Raw genomic sequence first — 15,642 nt, 5'->3', positions numbered from 1 at the left:
TATGTCCGCGAACCCAGGGGAGCGTGAGCCGGTACGCCCCGAGATCGCGCTCTCCTGGAAGCGTTCTCGACTGAGTGGCCTCGACCCGTCGTCGGCCATCGCCGTGGACACCGAGCAGCAGGACGGTGAGTCTCGTCTGCTCCGGGCCGCCGCACCCGTGCTCGACGAAGTTTCGCAACAGATCGCGGGCACCGGTTTCTGCGTGCTGCTTGCTGATCGAGAATGCCGCGTCGTCGCTTCGGTGTACTCCGACAGTCGCGTCGAGCGAACGATCGAGCGGTTGGGTGTCGTCAACGGTTCACGCTTCGGTGAAGAGCACGCCGGCACCAACGCGCTTGGTACGCCCCTCGAGGTCGGACGAAGCGTGGTGATCCACGGTGACGAGCATTTCCTCGACAGTCTCAAGGGTTTGAGCTGCTACGGACAGCCGATCCTGCATCCCGTCACACGTCGTGTCGAGGGCATTCTCGACATGACCGGCGTTGTCTCGCAGGCCAACCCACTGTTCGCGCCCTTCCTTGCGCGTGCTGCAGCGGACATCGAGAAACGGTTGCTCGAAGGCTCGAAAGCATCGGAGCAGCGGCTGGTCGACGCATTCCAGCGAGTTTCACATCAGCGCCACATTGCCGTCGCGGCCATCGGCGACGACATCCTGCTGAGCAACCGAACCGCTTTGGATCTGCTCGACACCGCAGACCATGTATCGCTCCGTTCCTTGATTGCCGACCTGAATCCGGACCAATCACGATTGGTGACAGTCGAATTGGCGTCCGGCGCGCTGGCGCGAGTTCAAGCCGACCGGATTTCCGGGGCTGACGGTGGTGCGCTCTTCCTGGTCGAACCACTCCAACGGGAACGGGCACCGATCCGCAGAACGCACGAGCGGGCACCGTCTCCGGGCGAACGACTGCGGCGCGACCTGATGCGGGCGCGGGCAACCTCTGCCGCCGTGGCGATCTCGGGTGAAGCGGGATCCGGCCGAACCTCGGCAGCATCGGACGTAGTCGGCAGTGTCGATGCGAGTTGGCTCGATGCCACGCGAATCGCGTTCGACGGCCGTGAGCAGTGGGTCACCGATCTCGTGCGAGCAGCCCGTAAGCGTTCGGGCGTGGTCGTGATCGAACAGGTGCAACTCCTTCCTGACTCGGTGTTGCCGCTGGTCGCAGACCTGATCGACGCCAGCGCCGAGGGGCCGAAAATCGTACTGACCAGCGGAGCGGCAGTTGATCTTCCACCGACCATCGCCGCGCTGCTCTCACGATGCGCCTCCAGGGTTGTCATCACCCCACTGCGCGAGCGACAGGCTGAGATCGCCGAGTTGGCACAAGTAATGTTGGAGGGGATCTCGCCAGAACTGAGGTTGACCGCCAGCGCTGCCGAAGCACTCGCGGCGGCCAACTGGCCGGGCAACCTGGCCGAATTGCGCGTCGTGTTGAATCGCGCCTCGGATGAACGCTCGAGCAATCGCATCGACGTCGCTGATCTGCCCGAGGACTATCGCACCACGACCAAGGTGTCGCGGTTGGCAGGGCGGGAGAAAGCCGAGCGCCAGGCGATCATCGGAGCGTTGAAAGACTGCGGCGGCAACAAGGTTCACGCGTCGGCGCAACTCGGAATCAGCCGAAGCACTCTCTATACACGGATGCGGGCGCTCGACATTACTGTGTAGTTTGCTGTCCGACTTCAGTTGTACAAAGTTCGGACAGTTAGCACCCCTGGAAGCGCGGAAGTATGGCGTGCATCACATTCGCACCTCACTACTTCAGGGGAGTTTCCGATGACGGCAGTAGCCGAACACACCATCAGTTCCGCGGTACAGGGTTTCCTGAACGGACCGAAGAAGCTCTACATCGGCGGCGAATTCGTCGATGCCGCTTCGGGTCAGACCTTCGCGACGTACAACCCGGCTGACGGACAGAAGCTCGCAGACGTGGCACACGGTCAGGCTGAAGACATCGACCGCGCGGTACGTGCCGCTCGAACGGCTTTCGAGGACGGCCCCTGGTCACGTATGAAGGCAAACGAGCGCGAGCGGATGATCTGGCGCGTCGGCGACATTCTCAGTGCTCGTGCCGAGGAATTCGGTCAGCTCGAAGCTCTCGACAACGGCAAGTCCGTTGCCATCGCCACCGCCGTCGACGTAGCTTGGGCCGCAGACGTTTTCCGCTACTACGCGGGTTGGGCCACCAAGATCGAAGGCAGCACCGTCAACGTGTCGATGCCCTTCTCTCCGGGCGGCGAGTTCCACGCCTACACCCTGCGTGAGGCAATCGGCGTCTGTGGACTGATCGTGCCGTGGAACTTCCCGCTGCTGATGTCGTCGTGGAAGCTCGCCCCCGCGCTCGCCGCCGGCAACACGGTGATCCTCAAGCCCGCTGAGCAGACCCCGCTCACCGCACTGCTTCTCGCGGAGGTCTTCGAAGAAGCCGGCTTCCCGCCCGGTGTCGTCAACATCGTTCCCGGCTTCGGCGATGCAGGTGCTGCTCTGTCCGGCCACGACGACGTGGACAAGGTTGCGTTCACCGGTTCCACCGAGGTGGGTAAGAAGATCGTCGACGCCGCCAAGGGCAATCTGAAGAAGGTTACGCTCGAGCTCGGTGGCAAGAGCCCCAATATCGTGTTCGCCGACGCCGATTTCGATTCCGCGGTGGAGGGTTCGCTCAACGCGTGGCTGTTCAACCACGGACAGTGCTGCGTTGCGGGTACTCGTCTGTACGTCGAGGACACCATCTTCGAGAAGTTCACCGAGGCCGTCGCGCACGCAGCGAGCCAGGTCAAGATCGGACCCGGCCTCGATCCCACCACCCAGCTCGGACCGCTGGTCTCGCAGGAGCAGTTCGACAAGGTGACCGGCTACCTGCGTGAGGGAATCGCCGACGGCGCACGTGCACTGACGGGCGGCAACCGCTGGGGCGATCAGGGCTACTTCGTCGAGCCGACCGTCTTCGTTGACGTCAAGCCCGAATTCTCCATCGTTCAGGAGGAGATCTTCGGACCCGTCGTGGCGGCGCTGCCGTTCAACGCGGACGACGGACCGATCACTGCCGCAAACGATTCCATCTACGGCTTGGCCGCCGGCATCTGGACCCGGGACATTTCCAAGGCTCACCGCACGGCGAAGCGCTTGAAGGCCGGTTCGGTGTGGATCAACCAGTACAACGGCTTCGACACTGCAATGCCCTTCGGTGGATACAAGCAGTCCGGCTGGGGCCGCGAGCTCGGCGCTTCGGCTATCGATCTCTACACCCAGACCAAGGCCGTCAACATCGCTCTCTGACCGACCCCATCGCTCATTCTCTCGTCCGACAATCAAGGAGATCACCAGTGAAGACCAAAGCTGCTGTACTGCTCGAGCCCGGAAAGCCTTTCGAGATCATGGAACTCGACCTCGACGGCCCGGGTGTGGGTGAGGTACTGATCAAGTACACCGCTGCCGGACTGTGCCATTCGGATCTGCACCTGACCGACGGTGATCTCCCGCCGCGTTACCCGATCGTCGGCGGACACGAAGGCTCGGGCATCATCGAAGAGGTCGGCCCAGGCGTCACGAAGGTCAAGCCGGGCGACCATGTCGTGTGTAGCTTCATCCCCAACTGCGGCACCTGCCGCTACTGCTCGACCGGTCGCCAGAACCTCTGCGACATGGGTGCCACCATCCTCGAAGGCTCGATGCCCGACGGTTCCTTCCGTTTCCACGGCAACGGAATGGATTTCGGCGGAATGTGCATGTTGGGAACGTTCTCCGAGCGGGCCACCATTTCTCAGCACTCGGTAGTCAAGATTGACGACTGGCTTCCCTTGGAGACGGCAGTGGTCGTCGGCTGCGGCGTGCCGTCGGGTTGGGGAACTGCCGTCAACGCAGGCAACCTCCGCGCCGGTGACACCGCGGTGATCTACGGCATCGGTGGCCTCGGCATCAATGCCGTTCAGGGTGCGGTTTCGGCCGGCTGCAAGTACGTCGTTGTGGTCGATCCGGTTGCTCTCAAGCGTGAGACCGCACTGAAGTTCGGTGCCACGCATGCCTTTGCAGACGCCGAGAGCGCCGCTGCCAAGGTCAACGAGCTGACGTGGGGACAGGGTGCCGACGCGGCGCTCATCCTTGTCGGCACCGTCGACGAGGACGTGGTCAGTGCGGCGACGGCAGTGATCGGCAAGGGTGGCACCGTGGTGATCACGGGACTCGCCGACCCCGCCAAGCTGACCGTTCACGTGTCGGGTACCGACCTGACGCTGAATCAGAAGACGATCAAGGGCACGCTGTTCGGGTCCATGAATCCGCAGTACGACATCGTGCGACTGCTGCGTCTCTACGATGCCGGTCAGCTCAAGCTCGACGAACTGATCACCAACACCTACAGCCTCGAAGACGTCAACAAGGGCTACCAGGATCTACGTGACGGCAAGAACATCCGTGGCGTGATCATTCACGACAAGTAACCCCAAGTGCTGTGCGCCTTTATTAACCGCCCGCGGTTAATAAAGGCGCACAGCACTATTTCTTGGCTTTCGACAAAATCTGCATCAACTGAAGTAGCGCCGAGAACTTCGCGAACACCGAGCGCGAGACCACCGGACCGAAAGCCGCGGTGTCGGTTGCGTCGAAGGCGTCGAGCAGATCGCGGAAACTTTCGACCTGTTTGACCATCGCGTCGAGATCGACGTGCGTGACTGTGTCGGCGTCACGCAGAGCGAGCAGGTACTGCGGCGCCGTCACCAAGGCGACCGCCGGTATCTTCCGCTCGAACAACGGTTCACCCTCACCGAAATGAATGACCGGTCCTGGCGCCACGATTCGGCGATCGCCTGCCCCGATGTCGCGCCACAGCGGTGCAACGATGTCGTGTACTTCCCGACTCGTCGCGTAGAGCAGTTCCGGTTCCGGAGTGGTCTCCAACGAATAGCTGCCGGTCGAGGTGTTCTCGGTATCACCCAGTGCGCCGAGGTGTTCGATTGCGATCCCCGCTACTGCGCGCGCCTGACCGGCTTCGCCCTTCCACATCTCGGGGTGCGCTTCGAGCCAGGTGGACGTTGCCTGTCCGTGCTTGGACACCGCTGGAATACGAAGGTGGCCAGTCGTCAGGACAAAAACGTTCGACCGTCGATGCGGCTGCGCCACGGCGTGCCGCGCCAACGCCAACATTCCCAGATGGCCGTTCTCCTCGACACCGTTGGTTCCGTCGCTGTGAGTGATGAGCAGAATCGTCTCTTCGGGTGAGGTTCCGGGGGACACCGCCCACACCGTGTCGGTCCGGGTGTCCGGATGCAGAATCGCATCCAGTACCAGAGTCGCCAGCTGACCGGAGCGAGCTGCAGCGACAACCTTCGCGCCCTCGTCGCCGGCCACCCAGACGGCGGGGATGTCGTGATATGGCTGCGTGAACGGAAGATATTGTCCCAGTGCGTTGTCCGGAGCGATGTCACGCCACACCGCGATCACGCCGAGGACACCGGCCTTGCGGGCCTTGTCGAGCTTCGGGCCCAGAAGTGTTGCGGAGAGAACCGGATTTCGAAGTGTCTCGTCGGTGGCGATCGGGCCCCACTCGCTGACCAGTAGCTTGCGGGGGAGATCGATGTGCGGGACCTCGATCACTGCGATCGCGCCCTTGGCCGCCGACCACTTGGGGCGTCGCGCGCTGACGTAGACCAGGGGAGCGGAGATTCCCTGTGGCCCGGTCAATCCGGAGTAGGGGAATGCGGACGAAACTCTGATCGGTCCCGTCGGCAATTCGATGCGAAGTCCGTCAGGTGTCGCCGGCAGATCCCAGCGTTCGAAAGTGTGTGAATCACGCCGGACGTCGAGGCCCAGTTCGGTCAGTTCGTTCGCGACTTCTTCCACCACCTCGTGGTGTGCAGGAGAGCCCGTCAATCGTGGGCCCAGCGCGTCGAGTCGCTGTTGGCCGGCAAGGAGGAGATCGCGATCGACGGCCTGGACGTGATTCATGGGATTGCCTTTCGTGCTACGCGACGTCTGCTCTGGTGAGGCGCCTGCCCGTGTCGTGTCCACGGTACCGAGCGGTCTGAAAAGGAGACGGAGAGCGCGCCGGATATGCCGTTTTCGCAGATATACCAGGTGCCAACGAGCCGGTCGGTCCGTACCGTATGACCTTGGCACCGAAAGACTCCGTGTTCTTCGGACAGACCAGTCCACGGCGAGAGAGGCCTACGTTGGCTACGTATCTTTACAGGTTGGGGAAGTTCGCTTTCCGCCACAAGTATCTTGTGGTGGCCGCGTGGATTATCGTGATCGCGGTGGTGGGGGGCGCTATCAGCGCCACAAATCCGACGTTCTCCAAAGAATTCAACCTTCCGGGCACCGATTCACAGCGTGCGACCGAGTTGATGAACGAGAACTTTGCAGCTGCAGCGGAGCAGCAAACTCAGGCGTCGACCAGTATTCTCATCGCGGCAGACGACGGGCTTGCCGCGCACAGCGATCAGATCGATCAGTTGATCGCGCAGGCGAAGACATTGCCGGACATCGTCGATCCCGAGAAGATCGTCAATCCGGTCACTCTCGCGGAGGCCAATCCAGCGGTGGCGTCGGCCGTTCTCGGCGACAACGGCAAGGTCGGGCTGATCCAGCTCAATCAGTCGATTCGCATCGAGGATCAGACGCAGGCCAACAAGACCGCGTTCCTCGACTTGATGGCAAAGTTCCGCACCGGCGGCTTGCAAGTCGAAGGAACCGGCTCGATGATGCAGGTGCAGGCCGCGGGCGGTCTGTCGGAGATGCTCGGCTTCGCGGTGGCGTTCATCGTGATGATCGTGGCGTTCGGTGCACTCATCGCGGCGTTCATCCCGTTGTTCACTGCAATTCTGGGAATTGCGCTGGCCACTCTGACTGTCACCCTCGGCTCGGGCTTCTTCGACATCAACGAAGGCGTCACGGGAATCGTCACGATGATCGGCATCGCAGTCTCGATCGACTACGCGTTGTTCATCGTGTCGCGCTACCGCAGTGAGCTCAACCTGGGCGGAACCAGGGAAGCCGCCGCCGGACGCGCAGTAGGTACTGCCGGTTCGTCTGTCGTATTCGCAGGCCTGACAGTGGTGGTTGCGCTGGCGGCCCTGGCGGTGGTCGGGGTTCCGATGATCACGCAGATGGGAATCTCGGCAGCGGTTGCCGTCATCATCGCTGTGCTCGGCGCAATCACATTGATCCCAGCGGTTCTGGGTATCTTCGGCCGATTCGCGTTCTCGCCTCGTATCCCCGGGCTGCGCCACGGTGACGAGCCCGAGACGATGGAATCCAACGGACATCGCTGGGCCAAGATAGTCACCAAGTACCCGTGGCCGATCGCGGGTGCTGCGCTGGTGCTTCTGGTGATCGCGGCTATTCCGATGACGAAGCTCGAACTCGGACTCTCGTTCACTCAGGACGAAGAGCGGCCGGCACTTGCCCTGCTGCAACGTGGGTTCGGTGAAGGCGTCAATGGCGAATTGTTCGTCGTGCTCGACGCGCCTGACGGCACCGACATCACCGCGATTGCCGAAGGCACTGTCGCGCACATCAAGGGCCTCGACAACGTCGCAACTCCGGATCAGTTGATGTGGGTCGGAAACGGACCGGACGCAGCAAACCCGATGGCGGGCGCCAACTCTGCGCTGATCGCGGTCACCCCGCAGATGTCGCCGAGCGGCCCCGAAACCCACGAGCTGATGAATCAGATCCGGGATTACGGATCGACGGTGAAATCGGAAGGCGCAGAACTCGGTGTAGCGGGGCAAACCGCGATCGTTGCCGACATGTCGTCGAAGCTCAGTTCCGCGCTCATCCCGTATCTCATCGTGGTTGTGGGGCTGGCGTTCATCATCATGATGGTCGTCTTCCGCTCGATCCTGGTGCCGCTGACCGCAACTCTCGGATTCCTGTTTTCCGTCTGTGCGACCTTCGGCGCCACGGTGGCCATCTTCCAGGAGGGCGACTTCGGGCTGATCGAGCACACACAACCCATCATCTCGTTCCTGCCGATCTTCATGATCGGTGTGGTCTTCGGGTTGGCGATGGACTATCAAGTGTTCCTCGTGACGCGAATGCGCGAGGAATACGTGCACGGATTGTCGGCCAAGGACGCCATCATCTCCGGCTACACCCATGGTGCTCGCGTGGTCGCGTCGGCGGCCATCATCATGATCTCCGTGTTCGGCGCATTCATGCTGTCCTCGGAGACGACAAGCAAGATGATGGGCTTCGGCCTCGCGGCTGCAGTCTTCTTCGACGCCTTCATCATCCGCATGATCGTGATCCCTGCGGTCATGTCGATTCTCGGTGATTCGGCATGGAAGTTGCCGGCGTGGCTCGACAAGATCCTGCCGAACGTCGACATCGAGGGTGAAGCGATTCGACGGATTCCGATCGAGCAGGATCCGGATTCCGATCCAGACCCGAATCAGGTGCCTGTGAGGGTGTAAGCACTCAGGCAGTCAGAACGGGGTGCCGGTTGCACAGCAACTGGCACCCCGTTCTTCTGTGTTCATACGGAGCCCGCGCGATAGGAAACCATCCGGTTGGTAACAGAAATTGCTGTGATCGCGACAGGAATTCCAGAGGCGACGCGCATCGGGGGCGAGCCGTGACGGTGACTGCGAGGGTACGTGTCGAAGGAGCAAACCGATTTGAAGCGGGCCGAGAAGTGGACCTTCGCGCTGACGGTCGTCTCCCTGATCGCCGGTGGGACAGTGGTTGCCGGGCTGGTGGATCGGTGGAGCAGTTCGCCGTCCGATGACATCTCGGTAGCTGCGTCATCTTCGATCACCATGACATCCACACCGGACGAGATTCCGGCGGAAGACGTGCCTGAATTCTCGTACGTCACGCCGAGCGCGGTGTACCCGACCACGATTCCGGGTTGTGAGAGTGTCGAAGCGCCGGAGGAGGATTCGTTCTTCTCCTATATTCTCGACGGATCTGATACGTACGACGATCCACGCTTTCCGTGGTTCTCGAGTGCCAAGGCCGCCGCGATGTCGGAAGCGGTCAAGCAGGCGCTCCCGAAAGATGTCGAGCTGAAGTTCGCCAGCCCGGGTAATTCGCTGCAGTTCGGGCCGATCTCTGCACCTTCGAACACAGATGGGCTGCCCGAGGGTTTCTCGCTCGAGGAGTTGGCGTCCACCACTGCGTCCGGGACGCTGATTCGGGACGGGAAGATCGGCGCGCTCAGCCTGATGCTGCACTCGAGTTCTGATCCGATCCCATCGTGTGTTGCGGGGTCGCTCGTCGAACGTCGGGTGCTGGCTGACCAGTCGGTAGTGGCTCTGCAGGATACGTGGAGCGAAACCAATGGTGTACGCACTCTTGGTCGGTCGGCGATGTTGTACGGAGTCGACGGGACCCGTATTCAGGCGTATGTCAACGACACTAACAACGACGGAGGTCGGAACGCCGAGAGTTCCGGCGTGGTGCCACTGACTCTCGACGACCTTGTAACCCTTGTCGAAATGCCACAGCTGCGAATCACTACTCCAATTCCCCCGGGTACGGCACCGCTTTCGCCCGGGTGCCACGGGATCCCTCGAGACTCTGGCGACGTGGCCGAACTCGATCGCGCGACGATCGAACGTCTCAACGCCGTACTCGAAGTCAGATGGCGCGCTGTACCTCCGGGTTTTCCGATTCTTGATGCCGGACCGGGCACTCTGACGGTCTCGGAGAATGACAGGTCCACCGCATGTCAGAGACTTCTCACTCGGACGGGAGACAGCGAATCGACGCTCAACATGACAATTACCGGCGGACAACCACTCCCCAAGGAGCCCAACAAATACGACCCCTCCTACTACGGGCACCCCTTGGAGTTCGTGACGCGACCGGATGGATCCGTGATCGAGCGAGACGAACGGAACTACGCGACCGTGCCCATGACAAATGACGGCTCGAAAGCAGAATCGACGCAGGAAACGAGCAGGTCGGTGGTCGTCACCCGCCCGAATGGGACCCAAGTCTCGGTTTCGTCGTCGGCTGCGATCCCGAACGATCCGATGACGTTCGCGCAGTTGGAGTTTCTCGCGACGACCGAAGGCCTGGAGATTCGATGACCACCAGATTCTCCCCGAAATCGCGACTTCGGATCGCGGCCGCCGCAGCCGTAGTCACCGTCACTGCCGCCATCGCCACGGTGGTCACGTCGACGAGTTCCGAACCGACAGCGATCTCGTCGCCGCTATGGAGCGTCGAGGCCTCCGAGATTCTCGGGCGCGAGTTCGCGATCTTCCGGAGCCCACTTGTTGGGACCGAATTCAACATGGACATGGGCGGATTCATCGACGCCGGATCACTCGTGGTCACGATGATCGGTATGCCGGATCGTCAGGCGTATTCGTTGGACGACGCAGAATTGGTCGGATTGGACGCCGAAGATGGCACAGTTCGTTGGCGCACGTCGGCGGTCGACATCGGTGGTTGCTCCGAGACTCTGCTCGGCAGTTCGGTGCTGTGTTTCTCCGGGCCGTACGTATCCGGTGGTTCGTACTCGCTGTTCGACATCGAGACGGGAGAGCGGCGAGACATCAAGACACCGTGGTCGCCGATCGTCGCGGTTGTCTCGGGCGACACCGTCCTCGCGCTCGAAGGTGATATCGAGAGCAACGACGTTCGCGTGCACAGCGGAACCGTCGACGATCCGGAAGCGAACTGGTCCAAAGCGTTCGACATCGGTGGATCGTGGGAAGCCGGATACGTCGATCCGGTGATGTCGGTTCACGGCGACCTGGGCGTGATCGCTCTCGACGAGTCCTTGGGATTTGACCTGAAGACCGGCGAACAGCGGTGGGTACACGGTTACTCCACCTGCTCGACCGCGCACACATCGTCGGACGGCGTGACATTGGTGTCGGATGGCGGTTGCGAAGGCAATGGCCGTCCGACAAGTGAGTACGCGCTCGATCAGAACGGGCGCGAGTTCGCCAGGACAGACGAACTGCCCTCGGAGTCCTCGTACTACGGCGGGCGATACAGCCGAGATAATCCCGCAGGAGGATCGACTCCGATCATTCTGGGACACAGCGGTTTCGACCGGACTTCGGGTGAGAAGTTGTGGTCCAACAGTGAAGTCTTCGACACCGCACAGTCGTTGGCGGTGATCGGCAACGTGGTTGCCGTGACCCGTTCTGGTTCCGAGCCCGAGGTCCAGTTCGTGGACCTGCTCACCGGTGAGGTCCTGTGGCGATCGAACGCCGAGCGCGCCGGGGAGGTTGTCTGGCACGGCGATGTCGTTATCGACGAGGGAAACGTCTACGGAACGAATGTCCGTACAGGCCAACGTAGTTGGGAGATTCGGGTGGACCGGGACGGGGACGACGAGTTCACGCCTTGGATGATGCCGCGCGAGCTGTGGGCGGGAGAGAAGGTGCTATTGCGTTCCAGTGAAGACCGCATCACGGCGTTGAAACTGTCGTGAAATTCGGTGGCTGCGAACCTTCGGTGATTAGCGAAATTCGATGGGTTACTGGTGAACTGGCATGATTCGACCTTTCGACATGCCGAACAAGCGCCTGAACTCCAGGCGCTCCTGCTCGAAGTTGTAGATGCGGTAGACGGGCCACACGAGCGCGTGGAGCATCGAGTCGCCCCAGATGGTCAGTTTGAGGCGCCAATTCATGATGTTGTGAAGGTGCAGAACCGATTCGGATGCTTGGTTGTACTTCAGGTACTCCAACGGAGGGGTTTCACCGCGTCGACCGGACGTTTCTGCTCGCATGTCGGCGATCTGACCGATCGTCATCCCTTCCTCCCGAAGGCACAGTGAAAGGTCGATATCTTCGTGGATGTCCGGCCGGTCACTGACTTGCTCGCGGACGGCCAGCCATGCGCTTTTTCTGATCGCCATGTTTGCTCCGGCGACAGCAAGTACTTGACGTTCGCAATCGAACTTTCCCTGCTTGACCTGACGGTCCAGTGCGAAACGGTGGATTCGGGCAAACGGCGATTCGAAGAGATAGGTGAGTCCGGCGACCGCTGAATGCGCAGTGCTGCGCTGGAAGAAACCTTTGACCGCACGGGCCCATCCCGGTCGGACCCGCGTGTCTGCGTCGATCCGACCGATGATGTTGCCGGTCGAGGCGTCGAAGCCGGCGTTCCGCGCATGAACGACGCCTTGCCGGGCCTCGAAGACATATCTCACTCGGTCGTGCTTCTCGGCGAACTTGTGAATAATCGATGCGGTGCTGTCCGTCGAGTTGTTGTCGACGACCAGAATCTCGTCGATTTCGGACTGGATCAGTAAGCGCTCGATGCAGTTCGAAAGGGAGTTTTCTTCGTTGAATACTGGAACAACCACGGAGAGTCGATTAGTGGACAAGTGTTCAATTTCTTGCATGGACTCGGTCACTTGGCTCCTTTGCTGGGCAATTAGTCCAGTCCTTCGCAAAGGTTACGATAGCAATGGGTGTCCGTTTCGGCAATTTGGAGTGGTGAGATTTCGGTCATTTTTGCAAATGCCCACTCCGTCGAGGAGTCGACATAAGTGCAGCTAGATGCACGTTTCTGTGTTCGGAAGAATGGTTTCCGCAATGTTTGATTCTTTGCTCACTCGAGTCTGTTTGTCGGCTGAACAGTGGACTTTAGTCCTTCTATTTTCGGCAAACATAATGCTGGCAGTTCGCTGATCTTCGGATCTCAACAATGGCAACCGCGTAGCAATATTGAGATAGTGGAGGATGCTTTCCCTGGTGCCGAGTTAGCCCAGCGCACGTGGAATATCTGTGAATTCACCAGTCCTTAGTCGGCAAGCTCGCCACCCCCTGCAAATATTTGCGTTCGGGCGTGCTGGTCTGAGTATTCCGGTCAAGTACGTCCCCGCGAACCTTCAGCACCGATTCCGACGCGCAGCCGGTGGTCACCATCTCCTCAACGGGGCACGGCGCCCTCGGCTTCGGGTGCCGGAACAGTTTTCCCGGTGATCGGATCGACTTCCTCGAGCGGTGGAACGTCTTCTCCGTCGAGCACTCGGCGCATGCGCTCCTTGTCGAGCTGCCCCTCCCAATTGGCGACCACGAAGGTTGCGACACAGTTCCCGAGCAGGTTCACCGACACCCGCATCGAATCCATGATTCGATCGGCGCCCAGTAGGAGAGCGACTGCGGCGACGGGAATTGCGCCGTGACCGATTGCGGCCACGGTGGCCGACAGCGCCAGGAATGACGATCCCGGCACGCCGGCCATTCCCTTGGACGTGAGCATCAGTACCAGGACGGCAGTGATCTGCTCACCGAGTGTCAGGTCCACACCGAGTGCCTGAGCCAGAAACAGCATGCAGATCGACAGGTACAGCGTCGCGCCGTCGAGATTGAACGAGTAGCCGGTAGGCACCACCAATCCTGTTGTAGTGCGCGAGCATCCGGCGTTGGTGAGCTTGACCATGATTCGGGGCAGAACTACTTCGGTCGACGCCGTTCCCAAAGCGAGGAAGAGTTCGTCCTTGATGTACTTGACGAACTTCCACAGGTTCACGCCCGCGAAGTACCCGACTATCGCGGCCAGGATGAGGATGAACAGGACGGCGGCGAGATAGCATGCGGCGATCAGCTTTCCGTAACTTCCGAGCGAAGCGATCCCGTACTGACCGACGATGTACGCCATCGCGCCCAAAGCGCCCAACGGCGCCAGTCTCATGATCCAGCCGATGATCGTGAAGAACAGATGGCTCAGACGATCGACGAGTTCGAACACGATCGGTGGTCCACTCTCACCCGCCTTGGCCAATGCGAGCCCGAACAGTACGGCGAAGAAGAGGACTTGGAGGAGTGCGTTCTCGGCGAAGGCCGAAACTATCGACACCGGAATGATATTGAGCAGGAATTCGACGGTGTGGGGAAGTTCGCCACTTCCGGTCTTGGCGGCCACGGCGTCCGCACCGTTCGCCAGCGTCTCCGGATCGATGTCGAATCCCGCACCCGGCTTCATCAGATTTCCGATGAGCAGCCCGAACAACAGGGCGAAGGTGGTCACGACCTCGAAGTAGATGAGTGCTTTGACGCCGATACGCCCCACGGCCTTCAGATCCCCGACGTGGGCGATCCCGATCACAACGGTGCAGAAGATGATCGGCGCGATCAGCATTTTGATCAGCTTGATGAATCCGTCGGCGAGGGGCTTGAGGTTCGCGCCGAATTCCGGCCACAACCAGCCGATGAGAACACCGATGACGATAGCGGCGATCAATTGCACGAACAGTGATCGGTACCATGGCGGCTTGTTGGCGAGTCGCGCGAGCTCGCTGTTCGGCAGTTTTACGGAAGTTGGCATGGATGGGAACGGTAGGTCCGCTTGATTGCGAAAAAATAACTCGCGAATGTCGTGGATGTAACGCGTCGAGGTTGCATCTCGGACAACAATTCGGTCAACAAGCGACAGTTGTGTGTGACTGTGGTTATTGTTTCCCTGAGCGGTGATCTTCCGTCCGCGTGCATGCACGACGTGTGAGAGGGGCTGTCATGGGGCAAATTATCGGAACCATCATTTTCGGCGCAGTCATCGGAATCCTGGCTCGTCTCGTACTGCCAGGTAAGCAGCAGTACGGCATGATCGTGACCGTCGTGCTGGGTATCGCCGGAGCGCTTATCGGGTACTGGGTCTGGGGAGCGATCTCGGACAAGGGCGACACGGGCGGAATCGACTGGATCCGCTGGATCATCAGCATCGCCGCGGCGGCCGTGCTCTCGATCGGCTACAGCGCCGTCACTGGCAAGAAATAGCAAGCCGACCCAATTCGAGAAGTGCGCCCTCCCGAAGTTCGGGAGGGCGCACTTCTTTTTGTTTGCCCTAGTTGTCCGACCCCAGTTGTGAGCGAACGGCACTTTCGTCGCCTCAGATGCGCCGAAAGGCGCGTTCGCTCAGGGCAGGGGACCGAATTCAGAGCGCCCGTCGCTGAAGATGCAGCGCCTCGAGGAACTGCGCCGGCAGATCCTGCTCGAGGATTTCGTCGTCAGGATGCGGTAGCGCTTTGATTTTGGCGAACTCGTCGTTGAGTCGTTCCATCTTGACATCGAGACGGTGTGCCGCGGCAGCAGCCTCGGTGAGTTCGTCGAGGAGTTCGACGGGAACCTCGCGGTTGTACTTGTAGTAGATCTTGTGCTCGAGGCTCGCCCAGAAATCCATTGCGATCGTGCGGATCTGAAGTTCGATCGGTACGTGCCTGACGCGGTCACTCATGAAAACCGGGACCTCGACGATCAAGTGCAAGCTCTTGTAGCCGTTGGGTTTCGGATCGGCGATGTAGTCCTCGCGCTCGATCACCCGAAGGTCCGTCTGGCTGGTGAGCATCTCGGCGATTCGGTACGTGTCGGAAATGAAGCTGCAGGTGATACGTACTCCAGCGATGTCGAAGATGTTCTTCGAGATGTCGTCGATCGTGAGCGGGACGTTCAGGCGTTGAGCCTTACGCAGGATGCTGTCCGGCGACTTGACCCGTGACGTGACGTGTTCGATGGGGCTGTACTGATTGATGTGAGTGAACTCGTCCTTGAGGATGTTCACCTTGGTCATCAGTTCGGAGATTCCGAATTGGTACAACATCATGAAGCGGGAGAACTCGGTCCGCAGTTCGGCGAAATCGGCCCTGCTGACCCCACTGCTGTCTTCCACGTTCGGCACCCTCATCTGTTAGCTGGTGTAACCAGTCTGCCACCGATTGTGCCGTGTCCGGT

The 15,642-nt window shown here is 60.6% G+C and carries 11 protein-coding genes; 7 read left to right on the top strand and 4 right to left on the bottom strand.

Features of this window, described 5'->3' with window-relative positions:
- The first annotated feature begins 1 nt into the window (after window position 1).
- The 3 genes from P3G66_RS20370 (at window position 2) to P3G66_RS20360 (ending at window position 4,437) form a co-directional block, all read left to right on the top strand.
- Complete coding sequence (locus P3G66_RS20370) at window positions 2–1,669, top strand: helix-turn-helix domain-containing protein (protein WP_276117042.1); 1,668 nt, start codon at window positions 2–4, stop codon at window positions 1,667–1,669.
- 108 nt (window positions 1,670–1,777) lie between these two features.
- Window positions 1,778–3,277 (top strand): aldehyde dehydrogenase family protein, encoded by a 1,500-nt coding sequence (locus P3G66_RS20365; protein ID WP_019744236.1) that lies wholly within the window; start codon window positions 1,778–1,780, stop codon window positions 3,275–3,277.
- Between the two features lie 47 nt (window positions 3,278–3,324).
- Window positions 3,325–4,437: an NDMA-dependent alcohol dehydrogenase gene (locus tag P3G66_RS20360; protein WP_003942086.1), complete on the top strand. Its 1,113-nt coding sequence runs from the start codon at window positions 3,325–3,327 to the stop codon at window positions 4,435–4,437.
- 55 nt (window positions 4,438–4,492) lie between these two features.
- Here the strand turns inward: P3G66_RS20360 and P3G66_RS20355 are convergent, their stop codons facing one another.
- The gene (locus P3G66_RS20355) at window positions 4,493–5,941 is read right to left on the bottom strand and encodes a hypothetical protein (protein WP_276117041.1); all 1,449 of its coding nucleotides are present in this window, start codon (window positions 5,939–5,941) and stop codon (window positions 4,493–4,495) included.
- Between the two features lie 224 nt (window positions 5,942–6,165).
- Here P3G66_RS20355 and P3G66_RS20350 point away from each other — a divergent pair, with 224 nt between their 5' ends.
- From P3G66_RS20350 to P3G66_RS20340, 3 genes are all read left to right on the top strand, one after another.
- Entirely contained in the window at window positions 6,166–8,412 is a 2,247-nt protein-coding gene (locus P3G66_RS20350) for an MMPL family transporter (RefSeq protein ID WP_047268953.1), read from the top strand.
- A 183-nt stretch (window positions 8,413–8,595) separates the two neighbouring features.
- The gene (locus tag P3G66_RS20345) at window positions 8,596–10,035 is read left to right on the top strand and encodes a hypothetical protein (protein WP_276117040.1); all 1,440 of its coding nucleotides are present in this window, start codon (window positions 8,596–8,598) and stop codon (window positions 10,033–10,035) included.
- Complete coding sequence (locus P3G66_RS20340; RefSeq protein ID WP_230359662.1) at window positions 10,032–11,396, top strand: PQQ-binding-like beta-propeller repeat protein; 1,365 nt, start codon at window positions 10,032–10,034, stop codon at window positions 11,394–11,396. Before P3G66_RS20345 ends, P3G66_RS20340 begins: the two co-directional genes overlap by 4 nt.
- 45 nt (window positions 11,397–11,441) lie before the next feature.
- On the opposite strand, the gene P3G66_RS20335 is transcribed toward P3G66_RS20340, so the two are convergent.
- Together P3G66_RS20335 and dctA are read right to left on the bottom strand one after the other, a co-directional pair.
- Entirely contained in the window at window positions 11,442–12,275 is an 834-nt protein-coding gene (locus tag P3G66_RS20335) for a glycosyltransferase family A protein (RefSeq protein WP_276117039.1), read from the bottom strand.
- Between the two features lie 569 nt (window positions 12,276–12,844).
- Window positions 12,845–14,242, bottom strand: a complete 1,398-nt coding sequence (gene dctA / locus P3G66_RS20330; RefSeq protein ID WP_276117038.1) for a C4-dicarboxylate transporter DctA — start codon at window positions 14,240–14,242, stop codon at window positions 12,845–12,847.
- A 188-nt stretch (window positions 14,243–14,430) separates the two neighbouring features.
- Here dctA and P3G66_RS20325 point away from each other — a divergent pair, with 188 nt between their 5' ends.
- Window positions 14,431–14,691 carry a GlsB/YeaQ/YmgE family stress response membrane protein gene (locus tag P3G66_RS20325; protein WP_003942027.1) on the top strand — a complete coding sequence of 87 codons (261 nt, stop codon included), beginning with the start codon at window positions 14,431–14,433 and terminating at the stop codon, window positions 14,689–14,691.
- A gap of 157 nt (window positions 14,692–14,848) precedes the next feature.
- Here P3G66_RS20325 and P3G66_RS20320 read toward each other — a convergent pair whose 3' ends face one another.
- The gene (locus P3G66_RS20320) at window positions 14,849–15,595 is read right to left on the bottom strand and encodes a GTP pyrophosphokinase family protein (protein WP_024487832.1); all 747 of its coding nucleotides are present in this window, start codon (window positions 15,593–15,595) and stop codon (window positions 14,849–14,851) included.
- Window positions 15,596–15,642 lie beyond the last annotated feature (47 nt).

The sequence above is a fragment of the Rhodococcus sp. C3V genome (assembly GCF_029269915.1).
Taxonomy (GTDB): domain Bacteria; phylum Actinomycetota; class Actinomycetes; order Mycobacteriales; family Mycobacteriaceae; genus Rhodococcus_F; species Rhodococcus_F qingshengii.
Note: the sequence above shows the minus strand (reverse complement) of the source record. Positions and strands in the feature narration are given on the sequence as shown.